Origin of the sequence: Mucilaginibacter sp. dw_454, from assembly GCF_018449775.1 — a bacterium.
Classification (GTDB): domain Bacteria; phylum Bacteroidota; class Bacteroidia; order Sphingobacteriales; family Sphingobacteriaceae; genus Mucilaginibacter.
In genome coordinates, this window is the sequence record NZ_JAAVVB010000001.1 from 1,136,530 (window position 1) to 1,158,633 (window position 22,104).

Consider the following 22,104-nt stretch of genomic DNA (forward strand, 5'->3'; position numbering starts at 1 on the left):
TTAGTTACCTATAAGGGCTTTAAAACTCTGCAGCGCTTTTTTGCTCAGCAAAGCTTCCTCGGCTTCATAAAAACAATCAGCAAATATTTTCTGCGGGTTAATGGTTTGAATGGCCAACGCCGCATTAGCCAGCACCACATTGCTTTGCGCAGTGGTAGCTTCGCCAGTCAATACTTGCATAAATATACCTGCCGATTCATCAACAGTAGAGCCGCCTGCTATAGCCAGGGGATCTACTCTCTCAAATCCCAGTTCTTTAATTCTGTTTACTTTTTCACCTTGCGGGGTAAAAGTTTTGAAATCGCAGGTTAATGAAATCTCGTCATAACCTTCCAACGCATTCAGAATGGTATATTTTTTATCAGAGCGTTGGTATAGGTAAGCATACATCCGCGCCAGCTCTAAATTATAAACACCCACTAATTGATTTTTCGGCTTCGCCGGATTAACCATTGGACCCAACATATTGAAGAAGGTTTTCACGCCCAGTTCCCGGCGGATAGGCGCTACGGTCTTCATAGCCGGGTGAAACAAAGGCGCGTGCAAAAAGCAGATGTTAGCCTCGTCCAGGTTTCTTTTCAGCTTATCGATATCATTAGTAAATTGATAGCCTAAATACTCCATTACATTTGACGACCCGCAACCTGAAGACACACCGTAGTTACCGTGTTTAGCTACCTGGTACCCCGCCCCGGCAACAACAAACGAAGCCAGAGTTGAGATATTAAAAGTATCTTTACCATCGCCACCGGTGCCGCAAAGGTCAATCAGTTCGTCAGTACCCAAGTCAACCGACAGGCATAGTTCTAACATAGCATCTCTGAAGCCTTCCAACTCGGTAACCGTAATGGTACGCATACAGTAAGCCGTCATGAAAGCCGTGATCTGCGAATTGTTGTACATGCCCTGCGAGATAAGCGTCAGGATATCTTTAGCCTGCTCGCGGGTGAGGGTTTTGTTTTCGAAAAGATGATTAAGTATTTGTTTCATATTTGCCCCGTGTGGGATTTTATTGGTTAATGACCGTAAAAGCTTATAACAAAAAAGGGTTACCACACGGCAACCCTTTTTAAATATTATTTTTTTATAACAGGAGTTTGCCTTACGATTTAATCGTTAAGCCACCACCAGTTATTTGAAATTTTAGCAATCATTACGGCGCAAATATGGAAATAGTTTTTTCTAAAAGCAAGCAGAATAATATTTTTACAAAAAGTTGTTTAATCAACCCCTTACTAACAAAAAATGGTGATACACAAAAGCAAATTTAACCCGGAAGATGATCTTGGCTTTGGCACCAAGGCCGTTGTTAACCAGCGCCTTATTAACCAGGATGGGTCTATCAACGTAAATCGTAAAGGTTTGCCTTTTTTTAATACCGCCAATACTTACCATTCTTTAATCACTATGAACTGGTTTAAGTTTTGGCTGATAGTGCTTACAGGGTACTTAATAGCCAACATCGGATTTGCTTTTATCTATGTATCGCTTGGGCCTGGCACTTTGGATGGCACTTCTGGCGCCGATTTTTTTCATCAATTCATGGATGCGTTCTTCTTCTCGGCGCAAACTATATCTACTGTAGGTTATGGGCATATTAGTCCGCATGGTATGGCTGCGAATACGGTTGCAGCTTTTGAATCGATGATGGGTTTATTGGCTTTCGCTTTAGCTACAGGTTTATTATACGGGCGTTTTTCAAAACCATCGGCCAAGATCAAATACAGTCAACATTTATTAGTGGCGCCTTATCAGGGAGGTAAAGCTTTGATGTTCAGACTAACCAACTTGCGCCGCAATACGTTGATAGACCTGAATATGGAGTTGATCTTCTCTTATAACGAAGATGTGAACGGCAAACTTGAACGCCGCTTTGTATCCCTGGATCTGGAACGCAAGAAAGTAAGTATCCTCACCCTAAGCTGGACTATAGTACACCCGCTGGATGATAATAGCCCCTTGAGAGATATTACACTGGAAAACCTGAAAGAAACAGGCGCCACCTTTGCAGTATTGCTAAAAGCTTTTGACGATACCTTTTCGCAAACGGTGCACTCCCGAACCTCATACATGCATGATGAAATGGTTTGGGGCGCCAAATTTAAACCGGCGTTCGACCGTGATGAAGAAGGTAAACTACTGTTGAATTTGGATAAGATAGATGATCACGAGCTGATAGAGTTATAAACTATTTCAACAGCGGATCTTTCTCTTTGGTAAACACATTATACACCAGCTTATCTAAAATAGCCGGGATAATTTTGCTAAGCAATACAGTCAATTTGCCCTGCCCGGTCATGATGAGTGTACGCCCGCGTTTCTCTACCCCATCGGCAATTATTTTTGCAACTTCTTCAGAGGTCATCATTTTCTCCTCATGTAAAGAACTCTCGCCCTGTTGGTTACCGTCTTTATTTAAAGCCGTGTTGCGGATGTTTGAAGCAGTAAAACCCGGGCAGGCCGTCATTACGTGAACGCCGGTCTTTAAGTTCTCCACTCTTAATGAATCCAGGAAACCATTCATGGCAAATTTAGATGCCGAGTAACCGGTGCGGCCCGGCAAACCTTTGTAGCCGGCTATAGATGATACACCCACTATTGATCCCTGTGTTTGGATAATTTCAGGCAAGGCGTATTTGGTGCAATACACCATACCCCAAAAATTAACGTCCATTAAGGTTTTTAACACCTGTACATCTACATCCTTAAATAAGGCACGCATAGAGATACCCGCGTTATTGATCAGGATGTCAATTTTTCCGAAAGTTAATTTAGCTTGATTGACCAGATGGGCGCAATCATTCTCGACAGTAACGTCGCATTGCACAGCGAGGGCTTTGATCTGGTATTTATCCTGCAACTCTTGTGCCAGCTCGCACAAAGTAACGTATTGCCTTGCAGCCAACACCAGGTTAGCACCTCTACGGGCAAATTCATGAGCTAATGATTTACCTATGCCTGATGAGGCGCCGGTTATAATAACGATCTTATTGTTCAACTTCATAAGCAGCCGGGTAAACCTGCATGCCTTCTATAGTTATTTCAGGCAATCTGAACAGGTACTTGGCCGCGAAGATAAGCATAGCGCCATAAAAATTCTTTATGTAGTGCCAGCTAAATTTAGGGGTATCACCGCTTTTTAAGTTAATGATATATGTTTTTGGGAAGTAGAAATTTTTGAAGCCGGCTAAACGCATACGGTATGACAAATCGATATTATGTCCGTATTGTATAAAGCGTTCGTCAAATAAACCAACATCGCTCAAAACAGATTTACGGATCAGCATAAAGCCATCATTCAGGATATCAATCTCAGAAGTTTGAAACTCTTCTACCCAGGCTTTATGATTACGGTCTGAAAGACGGGTCTTTTGAAAATTCTTGGCGAAACCTATTAGTTTAAAGAAAGTTATCCACGATTTTGTCAAACCTCTATTTGACTCGGGAATGAAGCTTCCCTGTGCACCTAACATTCTGACGCTTAATCCACTGGCATCTTTATGCAGATCCATAAACTCCAACACTTTAGCTAAAGTATCTTTGCCGCAAATAGTATCCGCATTGACCAGTAAAATATACTCTCCTCTGGACACCTCAATGCCCTGATTACCAGCTTTTGCCACGCCTTCGTTTATGGTATTGGCAACCAATCTGATATCCGGGTAATCAGCATGAAGCATTTCAACAGAGTTATCTGTCGATGCATTGTCAACTATAATCAACTCACAATCAAGGCCATTGGTGGCTTTAATTAAAGAATTTAGCGCAAGTTTCAGCAAATCACAGCGGTTGTGATTAACTACAATTACCGATAGTTTCATACTTACCTGGATAAAGAATTTTCATACGGAACACGTGTAGCAATAGACCGACCTAAGGTGATCTCGTCTACGTACTCCAATTCTCCTCCAAAGGCTATGCCACGGGCTATTGTTGAGATACTAATGTTGAATTGTTTTAATCTTTTGTGCAGATAGAAAATGGTAGTGTCGCCTTCCATGGTAGCGCTTAACGCGAAGATAACTTCTTTAACTTCATCATTTTTTAAGCGCTCAACTAATGAATCTACCTGCAAATCAGATGGGCCTACGCCATCCATTGGCGAAATTAACCCACCTAACACATGATATACGCCGTTATACTGACTGGTGTTTTCAATAGCCATCACATCGCGCGTATCCTCAACTACACAGATCAGGCTATGATCGCGCTTGTGCGACGAGCAAATTTCGCAAACTGGCAGGTCGGAAATATTATGGCAGGTTTCGCAAAAGCGGATCTCGTTACGCAATTTGGTTATAGCGCTGCTAAACTTTTGTACTTCTTCCTTGTCCTGGTTAAGCAGGTGCAGCACCAAACGCAAAGCCGTTTTCTGACCCACACCCGGTAATTTTGCAAATTCTGCTACCGCATTCTCCAACAGCTTCGACGAAAAGTTCATATTGCGAATTTAAAAAATAATAGGTAAATCGCCGTAATACATTTGCGATTGCCTACACAAATCGTCATTGCGAGGAACGAAGCAATCTCTGCGCAATTAGTTAATAGATTCGAATAGCAAGTGTAGAGATTGCTTCGTTCCTCGCAATGACGCGTGGGGATGTAAACTTAAATAAATGTCACCAGGAGTATTATTATCCTTCATTATTGGTTATTTCCTCGTGTTATTGGTTATATCGTGGCTCACGTCGCGCAAATCATCAGACAATGATACCTTCTTTGTAGCTAACCGTAACTCTAAATGGTACCTTGTAGCCTTCGGGATGATTGGAACTGCTTTAAGTGGGGTAACATTTATATCCGTTCCGGGTAAGGTTGGCGCTCCAAGTGGTGATCAGTTTGAGTATTTTCAATTTATATTGGGTAATGCAGCAGGATTTATCATCATAGCCACGGTACTATTGCCATTGTATTACCGCATGAAGCTGACTTCTATTTACAGCTATATTGAACACGCTTTAGGCACCTGGAGTTATAAAACTGCCGCGGGCATTTTCTTGATCAGCCGGATAATTGGTTCTGCGTTTAGATTGTATCTGGTAGTAATTGTTTTGCAGCGGTTTATTTTTGATAGCTACGGTATCCCCTTCGCGGTTACGGTTCTAATTTGTTTACTGCTGATATGGGCCTATACCTTTAGAGGTGGCTTGAAAACCATTATCATCACTGATAGCTTGCAAACACTGTTCCTGGTGTCTTCTGTTTTCCTGTCGATATTCTTCATTTGTCGCAGTATGCATATGAATGTTTTTGAAGCGGCCGACGCAATCAAAAACAGCAGCTACTCCAAGATCTTTTTCTTTAACAATTTCATGACGAGTCATTTCCACATAACCAAGCAGTTTATTGGTGGTTTGTTCATTACGGTGGGCATGACCGGGCTTGATCAGGACCTGATGCAGAAAAATCTAAGCTTGTCGAACATCCGCGAAGCGCAAAAGAATATGTTCAGCTTTACTGCTGTTTTTGTGGTGATTAATATTTTCTTTTTGAGTGTAGGTGCATTGCTCTATTTGTATGCTACCAAAAATGGCATTACCGTACCTGTTAAAACAGATTACTTATATCCAACCATCGCTCTAAAATATCTGGGTATTGTGCCGGCTATTGTTTTTATGTTAGGATTAACAGCTGCTACCTTTGCCACAACCGACTCGGCCCTGACAGCTTTAACCACCTCGTTTTGTGTAGATTTCCTGAACTTTAACAAGGGCAAAGATGTTAATAGTAAAAAAATGGTAAACGTACGACATTACGTCCACATAGCTTTTTCTGGCGCGATGTTTTTAACCATCATTGTTTTTAACGCGATAAACAATGATGCAGTAGTTAGCGCGATATTTAAAGTTGCATCCTACACTTACGGGCCTTTACTGGGTCTTTATTCGTTCGGGATATTTTGGGGTGGCAGACAGGTTAGAGATAAGCTTGTGCCATTCATTTGCGTTATATCTCCGGCGATATGCTTTTACCTGAGTACACACTCGGCGCAACTTTTTGGATACACATTTGACAATGAGCTTATCCTGGTGAACGGATTAATTACATTTGCAGGATTACTGCTTACATCAACAACTAAAACAAAAGCAGCAATTGCTTAATTATAATACTTTTAAGATAAGATAATGACTGGTGAAGAAAAAATAAGACACGCGTTTGATAATAAAGACTGGCAGGAAATTAAAGTAACCGATTCCTGGCAGATATTTAAAATAATGGCCGAGTTTGTAGACGGCTTTGAGAAACTGGCCAAGATAGGTCCATGTGTTTCTATCTTCGGATCGGCACGTACTAAGAACGATAACCCTTACTATAAACTGGCAGAAGACACCGCCCGCTTGCTTACAGAGCGTGGTTATGGCGTAATATCAGGCGGTGGACCGGGTATCATGGAAGCTGCCAATAAAGGAGCCTACGAAGCCGGTGGCAAATCTGTAGGTTTAAATATTGAATTACCGTTTGAGCAGTTCCACAACAAATACATCGACCGCGATAAGGTATTGGAGTTTGATTACTTCTTCATCCGCAAGGTAATGTTCATGAAATATTCGCAAGGCTTTATCGTATTACCCGGTGGTTTCGGAACGCTGGATGAATCATTTGAAGCAATCACCCTGATTCAAACCGGTAAGATAGCCCGCTTCCCTATTGTATTTGTTGGCGTTGAATACTGGAGCGGTTTATTTAACTGGATCACCGAGAAAATGTTGAACCAGGAACATAATATCCATCCAGATGATTTGAATTTATATCGCGTAGTTGATACTGCCGAAGAAGCTGTTGAGCATATCTTCCGTTTCTACGAGAAATATGTATTGAAACCGAATTTCTAAGCAAGTTGGCACAACCAAAAAGCGTCATTGGATTATCTGCAATGACGCTTTTGGTTAATATTAGGTGTATTTATTTACCTTTAGCCGTTGTATCACCTTCTGCTTCTGCAGGCTTTTTAGCTTTCTCAATCATTTCGGCCACTTCATTAGCCAGGTCTTCGTTGCTCATGCCAGACATATAGCCAATCCGCTCAAACCTCACTATCCCGTCACGATCAATAATAAACTTAGTGGGGATACCGGGGACTTTATAGATTTTTATAAACTTGTTTTGAACACCATCGGCACCGTTCTCATCAAAAATCACCTTAAAGGTATAATGATTTTCAGCCAGGAAGCTTTTAGCCAGATCTTTATAATCTGCCGTTTTTTCACGGGTATCTATAAATAAAAATTGCACGTCTTTATCATCTTTATACCTATCCAAAGCCATTTGCATGCCCGGAAACGACATTTTGCACGGCCCACACCAGGTGGCCCAAAAATCGACCACTACTACTTTGCCTTTATAATCGTCTAAGGAAACAGTCTTCCCTTCCATATCTTTCAGCTGAAAAACCGGTGCAGGCTGATTAGTAATCAATTCCGGGGTACTTTGCGCTATTACCTGCTGCATGCAAAATAAACTTGCGCCAACTATTAGTACGCTTAACTTTTTCATAGGTTTAATGAGATAAGGAGTTTATAAACACTAATTTACACAAAACATATTATCGCCCGCAAAAAGATTTAATAATTATTTAACAGGCTTTTCAGCATAGTTTTATTTATTTTGCAAAGATGGACCAACCTGTAAAATCAAAAAAGCAAGCCGCTTTGGGCTTTATTTTTGTAACCTTATTGATTGACGTAACTGGCTTAGGGATCATTATCCCGGTATTACCTAAACTCATCCAAACACTTATTCATGGTAACTTAAGCGATGCCTCGCGCTATGCTGGTTTGCTTACGTTAGCCTATGCTGTTATGCAATTTATATTTGCACCGGTGCTGGGTAATTTAAGCGATAAGTATGGCCGTCGCCCGGTTTTGTTAGGTTCATTACTAGGGTTCGGTATTGATTATATGTTTTTAGCTTTTGCGCCAAGCATTGGCTGGCTGTTTTTAGGCCGGGCTATTGCCGGCATAACGGGCGCCAGCTTTACTACTGCATCGGCTTATATTGCCGACGTGAGTACGCCAGAAAAACGCGCACAAAATTTCGGGATGATTGGCGTTGCTTTTGGTTTGGGATTTATTGTAGGCCCGGTAATTGGTGGGATCTTGGGCAAATACAGCACGCATCTGCCATTTATTGCGGCAGCAGTTTTAGCATTATTAAATGCAACTTACGGCTATTTTGTATTGCCCGAATCGTTAGATAAAGCACATCGTCGCCCGTTTGAGTTACGACGCGCTAATCCGCTAGGTTCATTATTGCAGTTAAACAAATATCCCGCCGTATTAGGATTAGCAGCATCGTTATTCCTGGTATACTTTGCAGCGCAGTCTGTACAGAGTGTTTGGACGTTTTACACCATGACCAAGTTTAAATGGAACGAGGCCTGGGTAGGTTATTCTTTAGGTTTTGTAGGACTAACAATAGCTGCAGTTCAGGGCGGATTAATCCGTATAGCCATACCTAAATTGGGGCAGCAACGCAGTATATGGATCGGTTTATCTTTTTACGCTATAGGTTTGCTGTTATTTGCCTTCGCTACTAAAGGCTGGATGATGTTTGCCTTTATGATTCCGTATGCCTTAGGAGGCATTGCCGGCCCGGCATTACAGGGGATTATGACAGAGCAGGTACCGGCCAACGAACAAGGCGAACTACAGGGTGCATTGACCAGCCTGGCAAGCTTAAGCGCCATATTTGGACCATGGATAATGACCTATCTTTTTTATAAGTTTACCAAGGCTGGTACGCCGTTGTATTTGCCTGGTGCCCCGTTTATACTAGGTTCATTTTTAATGTTGTTAAGTGTGCTGCTAGCAGTGAGAAGTTTTAAAAGAAACACAAATTAAATTTATTGGTTATACAAACTTCTAATTCGTACTAAAACACATCTATGCCCGACAAGCTATCACCTTTAAAGAAATTAACTAAAAACGTAACAACAACTAAACGGTCGGCAGCGCTGGGTTTTATTTTCATTACCATTTTTGTTGATGTACTGGGGTTGGGCATCATTATCCCTGTATTACCTAAATTGCTTCAAACCCTGGGCCACATCAATGTGAACAAGGCTTCCGAGTATATTGGCTGGCTTACTTTTGTTTATGCTTCTATGCAGCTGATATTTGCCAGCATCATGGGTAACCTTAGTGACCGTTACGGCCGCCGGCCAATTTTACTGATCTCTTTATTTGGATTCGGCCTGGATTATGCGGTTATGGCCTTTGCACCTACGATAGCCTGGCTATTTGTTGGCCGTATCATAGCGGGTATTTGTGGTGCAAGCACGTCTACTGCGACTGCTTATATTGCCGATATCAGCACCGGCAATAAACGCACGGCTAATTTCGGCCTTGTTGGTGCAGCTTCAGCCATCGGGTTGATATTCGGAATTGCTTTAGGAGCGTATCTTTTTGCCATCAATATCAGGTTACCCTTTATGGCCGCAGCCGCTTTTGCTTTAGGTAATGCTTTATACGGATTATTTGTGCTGCCCGAATCACTATCTAAGGAAAACAGGAGAAAATTTGAATGGAACCGTGCCAACCCACTCCTATCTTTACAACGCATTTATAAAAAAGAACCTGCTCTTGCAGGTTTATTAACTGCTACAGCTATTATTTATATAGCTCAAAAGGCTGTTGAGTACTTGTTATCAACTTTTATTTACGAAAAATTTGACTGGACACCGGCAAGTGTAGGTACACTGGGATTATTTATCGGTTTGGTTTTATTCGGGATACAGGCAGGCTTGATACGATATACGATACCTAAATTCGGCCAGAAAAAAAATATAATAGCAGGATTAATATTTTACGCTATTGGTTTAGCGCTAATTGCAATAGCCGGTAAAGGATGGATGCTTTATTTGTGTATGATACCTTATTGTCTCGGCGGTTTGTCTGGCCCTGCTTTACAAAGCATAGCCAGCGATGAAGTAGCTAAAAATGAGCAAGGTGAATTACAGGGAGCATTTGCCATTTTAAACAGCATCAGCCTTATCATCGGGCCGCTTGTGTTTAGTTATGTATTTTTCTTCTTTACCAAAAAAGGCTCTGATGCTTATTTTCCGGGTGCGCCATATTTACTGGCAGCTGTATTGATGCTGATCAGTGTTTTTTTGGCTATAAAAAATTTCAGGAAGCCGGTTAAAAAAGCAAAATCAGTCAAGCCCACTCACACCACCTGATATTACAAACTTCATCATATCGGCAGCGTTTTTATCAATCGGCTTAACTTTATCTTTAGCCACAATAACCACCTGCCCCGCAAACGAGTATGAATATGGAAAATAAACAGCAACCTCGCCCGGCAGGCCCAAGCTATTCAGATCTTTTTGCACCAGGAAGCCAATCTTTTTTAAGCCAAATTCATTCACTTCAACAATAACCGCTTCGCTGAATTTCTTTTCGTCGCCTACAAAAGCTTCTGTCAGATCTTTTATGGATGAATAAAGAAAATTAAAGAAAGGCAAACGGTTAAGCCAGCGTTTTGTCCAGCGTTTAATAGGATCGGTAATGACATTGGTAACCAAAATACCGGCAATCATAATAATTACCAATACATTGAGGATGCCTAAGCCAGGAATATGTAAGGGCTTGCCGTGGCTATCTGTCCATAAAACATCGCTAAGATTCAGCGCACCATCAATGCTTGATACCGCCCAGAAAATCAAAAACGCCGCCGCCCCGATCGGCACTACGACGATCAATCCTTTAAAGAAATAATTTAAGAGGGCACGGGCTAAACTTTTCATAATGAGCAGCAAAAATCTTATTCGTAAAAATACACCCTTTTTACGCGCTGCGAAATATTAGTTAATATTTCATACGGAATGGTGCCAATCTGGGTTGCCAAATCTTCAATGCGATGCTGGTCGTTAAAAACAACCACCTCATCCCCCTCTTTGGCGTCGGTATCGGTTACATCAATCATACACATATCCATGGCTATGTTGCCTATTGTTGGCGCCATCACGCCATTAACATACATTTTGCCTACTCCATTACCAAACGCACGCAAATAGCCGTCGGCATAACCAATACGTACGGTGGCTATTCTACCGTCGCGCTGCATCACGCCTTTACGACCATAGCCCACAGTCTCTCCCGCGACGATCTTTTTCACCTGCGACACGCTTGTTTTTAAAGTAGTGATAGGCTGCAACGCTGCATTGTCAGCCGGAACAGCAGCGTCGATACCATACAGTCCTATGCCCAGTCTCACCATATCAAACTGCGCTGCATGCCAGCGGGTTATACCGGATGTGTTTAAGATATGCTTGATCACGCTATAGCCAAGGCAATCTTCAATCTCTTTAGTCGCTTTTTCAAATTTATCAATTTGGCTCTGTGTAAATTCATCATGCTCCGATGCCTCGCTTGCTGCGAGATGCGAATAAATAGATACAATTCGCACAAACTTATTCTCTTCTAATAAATCGCAAAGCAGCTCAACATCCAAAGGCTCAAAACCCAGGCGACGCATACCTGTATCGACTTTTAAATGCACGGGGTAATTTACAATATCGTTTTGCTGTACGTATTTGATAAAGTCGTCATACAAACCAAAGCTATATAACACAGGTTCTAACTTATATTCGGTTAATTTATCAAAAGCCGATTGCTCGGCGTTCATCACCATAATAGGCATGCTGATACCCGCCTGACGCAGACCGACGCCTTCATCAGTATAAGCCACCGCCAGATAATCCACCTTATTATATTGCAATACATTAGCCAACTCGAAAGTGCCGCTGCCATAACTAAAAGCTTTGACCATCGCCATTAGCTTAACCCCGGGTTTTAGCTGTGACTTATAATAGTTCAGGTTATTGAGCATGGCGTTAAGGTTAATCTCCATCACCGTTTCATGCGTTTTTTGTACCAGCGCACGGCTCACCCGCTCAAACTCAAAACTCCGTGATCCTTTGATTAATATCGTTTCGCTCTTAAAGCCTACGGTTAGCAGATTATTGAGCAGTTCTGTAGTATCGGCATAAAAGTATTTTTCGGAGATATCAAAGTAATCCTGATGCTTTACCAGGGCCTTGCCTACACCAATAAACTTGTCAACTTTCTTTGATTTGACCAATGTAGCAACCTGCTTATACAACGCATCTTCCTGCAAACCCGACTGGTAGATTTCTGATAAGATCAGCGTCTTTTTGTTATGCTGATTTTGCTGATTTAGAAAGTCGAGCGCTATCTCCAGGGAATGGATATCAGAGTTATAGGTATCGTCAATTACTGAGCAATCATTAATACCCGTCTTTAACTCCAGACGCATGCTTACCGGATTCAGGCGCTCCAGGCGTTTATCCGTATCGGCAGGCGAATAACCAAGAGCCAGCAATGTTGCCCAGCAAATGATGGCATTTTCGACCGATGCCTGATCGAGGAATGGTATCAAGCACTCAATCTCTTCTCCTTTGTATTGCGCACGCAGGTAGTAATTTTTCTTGATAATGGTCTCGCTGAAAACATACAGGTCTACCTGTTTAAAGTTGCGGCTCCAGGTAAAGCGCGTAGTTGCCGGGATGTCCTTTGGGTAGTCGATCAACTGATCGTAGTTGTGGATCAGCAGCGAGCAATGTTTAAAGAGCCTCAGTTTTTCCAAAACTTTTGCACGAGTATTTTCAAAACCTTCGTCGTGCGCTGTACCTAAGTGGGTTAACACGCCGATGCCTGGTTTGATAATGGCTTCAAGTCTGTCCATCTCGCCGGGTAATGAGATCCCGGCTTCGAATATGCCCAGATCGCTTTTCTCATTGATCTGCCAAACCGATAGCGGTACACCAATTTGCGAATTATAGCTTTTAGGGTTACGTACGATATTTTTATCGGCAGCCATTAACTGGTACAACCATTCTTTTACTATGGTTTTGCCGTTGCTGCCGGTAATGCCAATCACCTGTAAATTAAAACGTTCTCGGTGATGACGGGTTAGAGTTTGCAGGGCTTCCAATACATCATAAACAATCAAAAAATTGGCACCGGGGAGTTTGATCTCCGGACCTTCTTTTACCACAAAATTACGTACCCCGGCGGCAAAGGCCTCGGCAATAAACTCGTGACCATTGCGCCGTCCGCTCAAGGCAAAAAAAAGGCCTTCTGAGCCGGTATTGATCTTGCGGCTATCTGTCAATAGGATACTGACCATATCGTCGCTGATGATCTCTCCATCGGCATTAATGATTTGCTTAACTTCTGTAATTGCGTATTGATTGCTTAGCATGGGTACTAAATTGCTTATATTTCTGTCAATAGAAGAATTTTTAACAACTTTGGTTTTAGATGGACACCCCTCAAAAGAAAAAAATATCCGACCCAAAAGAAGCCCTCGCCAAAGCCGAACATTACTGTGCCTACCAGGAGCGCGCACAGCAGGAAGTGCGGGATAAGTTATACGATTGGGGTTTGTGGCCAGACGCGGTCGAGGCTACTATATCGGAATTGATTTCTGCCGGTTTTTTAAATGAGGAACGCTTTGCTAAAGCTTATGCGGTGGGTAAGTTTCGTCAAAAAGGTTGGGGAAAGATCAAGATCAAACAAGGACTTAAGTTTAAACGCGTGCCCGATGTGTTGATAAAAAAAGCGCTCACATTAATAGATGCCGATGCCTATATCGATATGCTAACTAATATTTTAGCCAAAAAAGCGAAAACGACAGCCGAAAAAGATGCATTTAAACGCAGCTACAAACTTCAGCAATACGCTATGGGGCGTGGTTATGAAAGTGATATCATAGCGGATGTTTTGAAAGCCAGCGAGTTATAAAAATATTCAAAAAAATCTTGCATCCCGCTGTTTTCTGTCTATATTTGCACTCCGCAACGCAAAAAGCAGCAATGCTAAAGCCCAAACGGAAAGAAATATACCAATGCGAAAGTAGCTCAGTTGGTAGAGCACGACCTTGCCAAGGTCGGGGTCGCGAGTTCGAATCTCGTCTTTCGCTCTAATCCCTTTCAGCAATGAAAGGGATTAATTGTTAAAAGGTTATACACCTGCTCAGATGGTGGAACTGGTAGACACGCAGGACTTAAAATCCTGTTCCCGTTAAAGGAGTGCGGGTTCGATTCCCGCTCTGAGTACAAAAAAGCTGAGTACTACTCAACTTTACTGTAAAAATAACGAAACCCTCTTTGCGTAATTGTGAAGGGGGTTTTCTATTAGCTACCTTCAGACCTATACTGACCGTGAGTGCGGTAGTGGTTGCGATCAACGAATGTCTATTGAAAGTAAAATATTGGCACCTGGAGCTTGCATGAAAAATTATTTTTAATTAATACTTATCTTCGATTTGTGAAACGCACCACGCTCCTATTTCTAACGGTCATTTATCTCTTATCCCTTGTGGGTATCGGGGTAAACCGTTTTTATTGCTGCGGTAAACTCACTTCAGTTACGCTGGCCTATGCTTCGGCAGATCATACCGATAAGGATAATTGCTGCAAGCACGAAACCAAAAGCTTCAAGATAAAAGATAGCCATGTTACGTTCAATACTACCGTTTTAAGTCCGTCCATTCTTGCTATATTACCGATACCTGCTTACCAGGCTACGGTTAGCATTCTTACCGAACAAGATAGTCCCACTGGTTATCAGGCCAATGCCCCGCCGGGGAACCCTGCTATACCGATCTATACTTTAAACTGCGCCTACAGGATCTGACCTGTAGTTTATAGCCAACATTTCTGTATCGGCTATATTTTCCTCTGTAATCCATCTTAATTCATAATTCACGCATAGGTTTTTGCCTATGTTATTTATTCATTTTCAATTTTTAACAACATGAAAAAAGTAATGCTGATGGCTGTTGCCATCCTGTTTTCTGCCGCGACAGTTTTTGCTGCGCATTCAACCAATCCCGTTTCTGATACTACCAAAACAAAAAAGGTAAAACCTGTTGCAAAAATACAATACACTTGTACCATGCACCCGGAAGTGATTAGCGACAAACCAGGCAAATGCCCAAAATGTGGTATGACGCTGGTCGAAAAAAAGCCGGTGAAGAAGAAAGCTGAACCCATGAAAATGTAAAACCTATCAGCCCCTGTCAATGGTGGGGGCTGATTAAACACATTAAGATGATTAATCAACTTATTAGCCTGTCGTTAAAAAACAGGTATATCGTGCTGCTGACCGCTATTGCCCTATTTGCCTGGGGCGCTTACGCGGTTAAAGAAAACCCGATTGATGCCATACCCGATTTGTCGGATAATCAGGTGATCGTATTTACCGAATGGCAAGGGCGCAGCCCGCAGATCATGGAAGACCAGGTAACCTACCCGTTGGTGAGCAACCTGCAAGGCATCCCCAAAGTAAAAGCCATTCGGGCGACTTCCATGTTTGGAATGAGCTTTATTTATATCGTTTTTGATGATAAAGCCGATCTGTATTGGGCGCGAAGCCGGGTACTGGAACGGTTGAACTATGCACAACGTTTATTGCCCGAGAGCATCACGCCAACATTGGGCCCGGATGGTACAGGTGTAGGCCACGTGTTATGGTACACTTTAGATGCCAAGGGCATGGATTTGGGTGAGCAACGTGCCTTACAGGATTGGTATGTAAAATTGGGCCTGCAAACCGTTCCCGGTGTCAGTGAAGTAGCTTCGTTTGGCGGCTTTGAAAAACAATACCAGGTCACCATCGACCCGCATAAGCTTAATTATTATAACATACCCTTAGCGCAGGTACTGAAAGCAGTTAAGAGCAATAACAATGATGTCGGCGGGCGCAAGTTTGAAATGAACGGCACCGGCTATATTGTTCGCGGCCTGGGTTATATCAAAAGTTTAGGCGATGTCGAAAATATACCAATTGCGGTAATTAACTCCATTCCGGTTAAAATAAAAAATGTGGCTGCCGTACAAATGGGCGGCGATGAGCGCCTGGGCATCTTTGACCGCAACGGTGACGGCGAAGCGGTCGGTGGCATCGTAGTGGTGCGCTTTGGCGAAAATGCGGATAAGGTGATCCATGCCGTCAAGGATAAAATGGCAGATATTCAAAAAGGTCTGCCTGCTGGTGTTAGCTTTAATATTGCTTATGACCGTAGCGAACTCATCGAAAGTGCGGTTAATTCGGTCAAGCACACGCTCATCGAAGAAATGATAACGGTATCCATTATCGTTATCCTGTTCTTATTTAGCTGGCGCAGTGCTTTAAGCATTATTATTCAAATACCCATTACCATAGCAGCCAGCTTTATTTTGCTTAACGCTTTTGGTATCAGTTCAAATATCATGTCATTAACGGGCATTGCTTTAGCCATTGGCGTCATTGTAGATAATGGCATCGTCATGGTTGAAAACTCGCATAGGAACTTATCTATAGCACAACAAAAAGAAAAGCCATGACCACAGCAGAACGAATTAAAATCATAGAGGCATCCTGCAAGCAGGTTGGCCGTGGCGTGTTCTTCTCAACACTCATTATTGTCGCTTCCTTCCTGCCGGTGTTTTTACTGGAAGGACAAGAAGGCAAGCTGTTTGGGCCATTAGCCTGGACAAAAACGTTTATACTGGCCATTGATGCCATCCTTGCGGTAACGCTGGCACCGGTGCTGATCTCTTTTTTCCTAAAAGGGAAACTACGCACAGACGACCATAACCCACTTAACCGGGGACTGGAAAAAATATACCGGCCTATACTTAACTGGTGTGTGACCTGGCGTAAAACTACCATCGTCATTAATATCGTTGCCTTATTGATCAGCATACCCCTACTGCTTTCTTTAGGCAGTGAGTTTATGCCGCCGTTGGATGAAGGAACTATCCTGTTTATGCCTGTTACCCAACCGGATGTATCCAATGCCCAGGCCAAACAGTTATTGCAGGTACAGGATAAGATCATCAAAAGCATACCCGAAGTAAAAAGTGTTTTAGGTAAAGCGGGCCGGGCGAATACGGCTACGGATAATTCGCCCATTAGTATGACGGAAACCATTATCCTGTTGAAACCAAAAGACGAATGGCGCAAGGGTATCAGGAAGGAAGATATTATCAATGAGTTGAACGCCAAGCTGCAAATACCCGGCGTAGTGAATGGTTGGACACAGCCGATCATTAACCGCATTAATATGTTATCCACAGGTATCCGTACCGATGTAGGATTGAAAGTTTACGGCCAAAATCTGGATACGATCAATGCTTTAGCTACCCAAATGAAAATGTCCTTGCAAGGAATAAACGGGGTAAAAGACCTATATGTTGACCCGATAACAGGCGGCAAGTACTTGGATATTCAGGTAAATAAGGATGCCATTGGCCGTTACGGTTTAAGCGTGGATGATGTAAACGAAGTGGTAGAAAGCGCTTTGGGCGGTATGAACCTAACCAAAACCATTGAGGGCAGGCAGCGATTTAGTATAAATGTGCGTTTCGCACAAGATTACCGGAATAACCTGGATGCGATCAAAGGCACCTTAGTGCAAACAACTAACAACGGCCCCATACCCTTATCATCGGTTGCCGATATCAAGATCAGTGATGGCCCGGCCATGATACAGTCAGAAAATGCTTTGTTACGGGGAACAGTATTATTTAATGTTCGCAACCGTGATTTGGGCAGTACGGTTAAGGAGGCGCAGGACAGGATCAGCAGCATGATTAAAACATTGCCAAAAGGCTATTATGTGGAATGGAGCGGCCAATATGAAAACCTGATTAGGGCGGAAAGAACTTTAAAACTGATCCTGCCCATTGTACTCATCATCATATTCATCTGTTTATATTTCGCATTTCATTCTATCCGCGAAGCATTTTTCAGCCTCATCTCTATACCGTTTGCTTTAATAGGCGGTGCGTATATGGTTTATTTCTTCGGGGTGCATTTATCAGTTGCCGTTGCGGTCGGTTTTATCGCCTTATTCGGTATCGCTGTAGAAACGGGTATAGTGATGGTTATCTACCTGAACGATGCCATGCATCAGTTAGTCGCTTTAAAGGGTAATTCAAGAAAAACGATTACAAAAGAAGATTTACGTGTTTATGTAATTAACGGCGCCGTAAAACGCTTGCGGCCAAAACTCATGACGGTTTGTGTCGCCCTGTTTGGTTTGGTGCCGGTGCTATGGGCAACCGGCACAGGCAGTGATGTAATGCTGCCTATTGTACTGCCGATGATAGGCGGAGTATTAACTTCTTCCACCCATATTTTATTAGTTACACCGCTCATCTTTTTGATGGTGAAAGAGTACGAACTCAAAAAACATGGTAAGCTGGAAGTATTGGAGGTAAAGGAATAATGAAAAAATATCAGATTATATTAACAGCAATGCTATGCGTGGCTAGTTTTGCCAAAGCACAGCGCCTGCCTTTAGACAGCGTTTTAGCCCGTGTTGGCGCTAACCCTGCTTTAATGGCGTTTGATGCAAAGGCCCGCGCCCAGGATGCCTACGCAACCGGGGCGAAAAGTTTGGATGTGCCAAAGCTAAGCGCCGGCCAGTACCAGGTTCCTTATCAACTTAGTCCAAATGGCGGTGCATTTATGATACAGGCAGAACAAATGTTTACTAACCCGGCCAAACTAAAGGCTAAAGAAGATTATATGAAAGGCTTATCAAACGTAACAAAGGAAGATAAGAACTACCTTAAAAATCAACTCATCGCCCAGGCTAAGCAATACTATTACGAACGTGTGGTATTGGAAAAAAAACTGGCGCTGTTACAGCATACGCAAGGCCTGCTGGAATACATGCTCAAAGATGCCAATATCCGGCTGACCTATGGCAAGGAAAAATTGCCCAATATTTATAAGGCCAAAGCAGAATTATTTGAACTGGATAATACCCGTGAGCAAATCAAGAATGAGATCGACCAAAAGAATATTACGCTAAACACCTTAATGAACCGAGATAAGCAGACGGCCTTTTTGGTAGATACCAGCTATGTATTAAAGGAATACGAAACAGTTATGACAGACACTTCTACCCTTGCCAATGCCCGAAGCGATATTAAAGGGATTAACCGGAATATCAACTTGCAGCAGTTAAATGCACAAATGGAGTATGCCAAACGCAAACCTGATTTTGGGATACAGGCGGCGCATATGCAAAGCTATGGCGGGTATGCCAATCAATATATTTTGATGGGTTCCGTAACGATCCCCATTGTTCCCTGGGCCTCAAAAGAATACAAGGCCAATCTGAAAGGCATCCGCTACGAAGTGGAAGAACTACAGCAAAAGAAGCTGGATATACTAAACCAGGCACAAGGTAAACTGGCTGGATTGCGAACAGATATGAGCAGTAAGAAAAGGCAGTTAAAAAACTACGATCAAAACATCATACCTGCTTTGCAAAACGGTTATAAAACGGCCTTGCTGGCATACGACCAAAATACCGGGGACTTACCTTCCGTTTTGGATGGCATCAAAAGTTTACAAATGGTGCGTATGGAAGCTTTAGACCGCTTGCAGGAATTGTTAACCTTACAGGTAGTTTATGAAAGGGAATATGAAAGCAATTAAAGTTATCCTGGTGACATTTATCGCAGTCCTCAGCGCCTGCTCGAGCCCAAAACCAGCGCCTATTGCCGTTCAGGCAAAAAGCGGGGTAAGATATACCTGCCCCATGCACCCGCAGATACTGGAAGATCATCCGGGTAGCTGCCCCATTTGCGGCATGACACTTGTTAAAAAATCAGGCCAGGCCAGTGAGGGCGCGGGCATTAGTTTGAATACCGTTTTACAGCCGGTTAATTCTTCGGTTATTTCCACGGTTAAAGCTATTGTACCTGAACAAAAGGAAATAACAGCCAGTATCTCTGCAGATGGCTTTCTGGATTTTGACACACGGACATTTAACAACATCGCATCCCGTTTTTCAGGGCGTATTGAAAAGCTTTATATCAAATATGCTTTCCAGGAGATACGTCAGGGGCAGCGTATCTTTGATGTTTATAGTCCGGAACTTGTTACCGCGCAGCAAGACTTAATTTTTATCAGCAAAAATTCAATCCGGGAAACCGCCTTATTCAATGCGGCCATGCAAAAATTAATGTTACAAGGAATGACGGGTGAACAGATCAACCGGCTAATTAAAACAGGGAAGCCGTTTTACAGCCTGCCAGTTTACAGCCCTTATGACGGCCACGTGCATGATGTAGCGCACAGCCAGATGGGTGGCAGTTCAGATCAAAAGGCCGCTTCGGATTTTGCCAATAACCTGCCCTTAGCGATCAAAGAGGGTATGTATGTTGAAAAAGGACAAACTTTATTTAATGTAGTTAACCCGCATAAGCTTTGGGCCATCATCAAAATTGACCGGTCTGGTATCGCCGCTTTAAAATTAAACCAGCCGGTAAAAATCACCCTACCGGATATGCCGGGAAAAATACTAAATGGAAAGGTTAATTTTATAGAACCTGTTTTACAGGATGGTGATAAGACAACGAGTATCCGGGTTTATGTAGACAATATGGAGCATACCTTGAAAGTAAACAGCCTGGTCAAAGCCGAAATACAAACCGGGCGAACAAAGGGGCTATGGATACCGCGATCTGCATTGGTTGATTTGGGCCGGACACAAATCGTATGGCTAAAAAAGGGCGCGGTCTACCAGGCACACCAGGTTAATACAGGTTTAGTAAATGGCACACAAATACAAATTACAAAGGGTTTAGCTGGTACCGATAGCCTGGCATCGAACGCCCAATATTTAACAGACAGCGAAAGCTTTATTAAAACGCAAAGCCATGAATAAATTGAAAATATTAGTACTACTCTTAATTTTAGGGATTGCTGCCTGCAAGCAAAAGCCGCAGCAGGTAGCCATAAAGCAAAGTAAAGCTTATTATACCTGCTCTATGCACCCCCAGGTTCATGAGGAAAAGCCCGGCAATTGCCCCATTTGCGGCATGAAACTAATTAAGGTGGAACTTACGGGTACAAGCGGCATCAATTCCGATAAGATAACTCTAACGGCAACTCAGCTTCAGTTAGCGAATATCCAAACAGATACCGTTAGAAATGAAAATACCGGCAACGAAAAAACGCTGACTGGCACGGTAACTACCAATGAAAATACGGCAGCCGAATTAAGTGCAAGAATAGCCGGGCGGGTACAGCAATTATTTGTAAGGACAGTCGGCGAAAAAATAGCCGTAGGACAACCTGTTTATTCCATTTATAGTGAAGATTTGCAGGAAGCCGAAAAGGAATACCTATTGGCCAAACAGCAACAAAAGGTGTTGCATAACCCTGATGTAGATTACGGCCAACTGATCAGTTCGGCTGAAAATAAGCTACAGTTATGGGGTTTGTCTCCTGCACAGATTAAAAACCTGGCTGCTTCTGGCAAAGTATCGGCCACGACAACCGTATTGAGTAAAGTTGGTGGCACGGTTAGCGATATTTCGGTTCACGAAGGTGATTATGTAACTGAGGGTATGACTATATTAAAAACACAGGCGCTAAATAATTTGTGGATAGAAGCACAATTGTACGCCAGTGATGCCGGGATCTATAAAGAAAATGACCTGGTAAGTGTTTCTTTTCCTGATTTAAACGGCGCATTGATCAATGGTAAAATAGAATTTGTCAACCCCGAATTATCTGAAGCCTCCAAAGTGGATTTAATAAGGGTAAGCATCCCCAATCCGCAGGGATTGATCCGGCCAGGTATGCTGGCTTATATTTCCATTGGCGGAAACGGTGTCCGTTCTTTAGCTGTACCGGCTTCTGCTATCCTGACCGATAGCAAAGGCAGCAAGGTATGGGTCAAAAATTCAGACGGCAGCTTTTCACCCAAAATGATCAAACCGGGTTCGGGAAACCAAAGTTATGTGCAGGTACTATGGGGTTTAAATGCGGGTGATGTTGTCGTAACCAATGGTGTATATTTATTGAATAGTGAGGCGATCTTTAAAAATGGTAATGATGATATGGCCGCAATGAAAATGTAGAAAAATTCAAATCCAATAACATTTATTAAACTAAAAATTGTGGTGTTCAAAAGGAAAACTACAGTTATTCGTCACATTTATTATCTGAATTTTTCTCTTCATATTTTGCCAAAATCCGCTCTACAATTATCAGGACAAATTTGCACGTGTATCGTATTTGGGTGACAACGTCGATAACAGCACGGGAAAGCTAACTAAACAGG

20 protein-coding genes and 2 tRNA genes are annotated in these 22,104 nt (G+C 42.6%); 15 read left to right on the plus strand and 7 right to left on the minus strand.

Annotated elements, in window-relative coordinates; genetic code table 11:
* Positions 1-990, minus strand: a complete 990-nt coding sequence (gene trpD, locus HB679_RS05130) for an anthranilate phosphoribosyltransferase (protein ID WP_214070858.1) — start codon at positions 988-990, stop codon at positions 1-3.
* A gap of 255 nt (positions 991-1,245) precedes the next feature.
* Between trpD and HB679_RS05135 the strand changes: the two genes are divergently transcribed.
* Positions 1,246-2,187 carry an ion channel gene (locus HB679_RS05135; RefSeq protein WP_214070859.1) on the plus strand — a complete coding sequence of 314 codons (942 nt, stop codon included), beginning with the start codon at positions 1,246-1,248 and terminating at the stop codon, positions 2,185-2,187.
* A 1-nt stretch (position 2,188) separates the two neighbouring features.
* On the opposite strand, the gene HB679_RS05140 is transcribed toward HB679_RS05135, so the two are convergent.
* From HB679_RS05140 to recR, 3 genes are read right to left on the minus strand one after another with little or no spacing between them, the layout of a single operon-like run.
* Positions 2,189-3,004, minus strand: coding sequence for an SDR family oxidoreductase (locus HB679_RS05140; RefSeq protein ID WP_214070860.1), 816 nt, complete (start codon positions 3,002-3,004; stop codon positions 2,189-2,191).
* Positions 2,988-3,821 (minus strand): glycosyltransferase family 2 protein, encoded by an 834-nt coding sequence (locus HB679_RS05145; RefSeq protein ID WP_214070861.1) that lies wholly within the window; start codon positions 3,819-3,821, stop codon positions 2,988-2,990. The genes HB679_RS05140 and HB679_RS05145 overlap by 17 nt, the downstream gene beginning before the upstream one ends.
* Positions 3,822-3,823: 2 nt before the next feature.
* Positions 3,824-4,441, minus strand: a complete 618-nt coding sequence (gene recR / locus HB679_RS05150; RefSeq protein WP_214070862.1) for a recombination mediator RecR — start codon at positions 4,439-4,441, stop codon at positions 3,824-3,826.
* 175 nt (positions 4,442-4,616) lie between these two features.
* On the opposite strand from recR, the gene HB679_RS05155 reads away from it, so the two are divergent.
* Complete coding sequence (locus tag HB679_RS05155; protein ID WP_214070863.1) at positions 4,617-6,101, plus strand: sodium:solute symporter; 1,485 nt, start codon at positions 4,617-4,619, stop codon at positions 6,099-6,101.
* 24 nt (positions 6,102-6,125) lie between these two features.
* A complete protein-coding gene (locus tag HB679_RS05160) occupies positions 6,126-6,833 on the plus strand; it encodes a TIGR00730 family Rossman fold protein (RefSeq protein WP_214070864.1) in 708 nt (235 codons plus the stop codon).
* A 70-nt stretch (positions 6,834-6,903) separates the two neighbouring features.
* On the opposite strand, the gene HB679_RS05165 is transcribed toward HB679_RS05160, so the two are convergent.
* Positions 6,904-7,494 carry a TlpA disulfide reductase family protein gene (locus HB679_RS05165; RefSeq protein WP_214070865.1) on the minus strand — a complete coding sequence of 197 codons (591 nt, stop codon included), beginning with the start codon at positions 7,492-7,494 and terminating at the stop codon, positions 6,904-6,906.
* Between the two features lie 119 nt (positions 7,495-7,613).
* Here HB679_RS05165 and HB679_RS05170 point away from each other — a divergent pair, with 119 nt between their 5' ends.
* Entirely contained in the window at positions 7,614-8,840 is a 1,227-nt protein-coding gene (locus HB679_RS05170; RefSeq protein ID WP_214070866.1) for a TCR/Tet family MFS transporter, read from the plus strand.
* A gap of 44 nt (positions 8,841-8,884) precedes the next feature.
* Positions 8,885-10,180 (plus strand): TCR/Tet family MFS transporter, encoded by a 1,296-nt coding sequence (locus HB679_RS05175; RefSeq protein ID WP_214070867.1) that lies wholly within the window; start codon positions 8,885-8,887, stop codon positions 10,178-10,180.
* On the opposite strand, the gene HB679_RS05180 is transcribed toward HB679_RS05175, so the two are convergent.
* Positions 10,154-10,747, minus strand: a complete 594-nt coding sequence (locus HB679_RS05180) for a DUF502 domain-containing protein (RefSeq protein ID WP_214070868.1) — start codon at positions 10,745-10,747, stop codon at positions 10,154-10,156. The genes HB679_RS05175 and HB679_RS05180 overlap by 27 nt on opposite strands.
* Before the next feature lie 17 nt (positions 10,748-10,764).
* The gene (locus HB679_RS05185; RefSeq protein WP_214070869.1) at positions 10,765-13,227 is read right to left on the minus strand and encodes a bifunctional UDP-N-acetylmuramoyl-tripeptide:D-alanyl-D-alanine ligase/alanine racemase; all 2,463 of its coding nucleotides are present in this window, start codon (positions 13,225-13,227) and stop codon (positions 10,765-10,767) included.
* A 59-nt stretch (positions 13,228-13,286) separates the two neighbouring features.
* On the opposite strand from HB679_RS05185, the gene HB679_RS05190 reads away from it, so the two are divergent.
* The 10 genes from HB679_RS05190 (at position 13,287) to HB679_RS05235 (ending at position 21,901) form a co-directional block, all read left to right on the plus strand.
* Positions 13,287-13,769, plus strand: a complete 483-nt coding sequence (locus HB679_RS05190) for a RecX family transcriptional regulator (RefSeq protein ID WP_214070870.1) — start codon at positions 13,287-13,289, stop codon at positions 13,767-13,769.
* 105 nt (positions 13,770-13,874) lie between these two features.
* Positions 13,875-13,947: transfer RNA gene (locus tag HB679_RS05195), tRNA-Gly, on the plus strand.
* A 51-nt stretch (positions 13,948-13,998) separates the two neighbouring features.
* Positions 13,999-14,083 (plus strand) — tRNA-Leu (locus HB679_RS05200).
* 262 nt (positions 14,084-14,345) lie between these two features.
* Positions 14,346-14,663, plus strand: coding sequence for a hypothetical protein (locus HB679_RS05205; protein ID WP_214070871.1), 318 nt, complete (start codon positions 14,346-14,348; stop codon positions 14,661-14,663).
* A gap of 120 nt (positions 14,664-14,783) precedes the next feature.
* The gene (locus HB679_RS05210; RefSeq protein ID WP_255547536.1) at positions 14,784-15,032 is read left to right on the plus strand and encodes a heavy metal-binding domain-containing protein; all 249 of its coding nucleotides are present in this window, start codon (positions 14,784-14,786) and stop codon (positions 15,030-15,032) included.
* Positions 15,033-15,079: 47 nt separating this feature from the next.
* Entirely contained in the window at positions 15,080-16,354 is a 1,275-nt protein-coding gene (locus tag HB679_RS05215; RefSeq protein ID WP_214070872.1) for an efflux RND transporter permease subunit, read from the plus strand.
* Positions 16,351-18,243 carry an efflux RND transporter permease subunit gene (locus HB679_RS05220; RefSeq protein WP_214070873.1) on the plus strand — a complete coding sequence of 631 codons (1,893 nt, stop codon included), beginning with the start codon at positions 16,351-16,353 and terminating at the stop codon, positions 18,241-18,243. Before HB679_RS05215 ends, HB679_RS05220 begins: the two co-directional genes overlap by 4 nt.
* A complete protein-coding gene (locus HB679_RS05225; RefSeq protein ID WP_214070874.1) occupies positions 18,243-19,466 on the plus strand; it encodes a TolC family protein in 1,224 nt (407 codons plus the stop codon). The genes HB679_RS05220 and HB679_RS05225 overlap by 1 nt, the downstream gene beginning before the upstream one ends.
* Positions 19,453-20,700 carry an HlyD family efflux transporter periplasmic adaptor subunit gene (locus HB679_RS05230; RefSeq protein ID WP_214070875.1) on the plus strand — a complete coding sequence of 416 codons (1,248 nt, stop codon included), beginning with the start codon at positions 19,453-19,455 and terminating at the stop codon, positions 20,698-20,700. The genes HB679_RS05225 and HB679_RS05230 overlap by 14 nt, the downstream gene beginning before the upstream one ends.
* A complete protein-coding gene (locus HB679_RS05235; RefSeq protein ID WP_214070876.1) occupies positions 20,693-21,901 on the plus strand; it encodes an efflux RND transporter periplasmic adaptor subunit in 1,209 nt (402 codons plus the stop codon). The genes HB679_RS05230 and HB679_RS05235 overlap by 8 nt, the downstream gene beginning before the upstream one ends.
* The last annotated feature ends 203 nt before the right edge of the window (positions 21,902-22,104 follow it).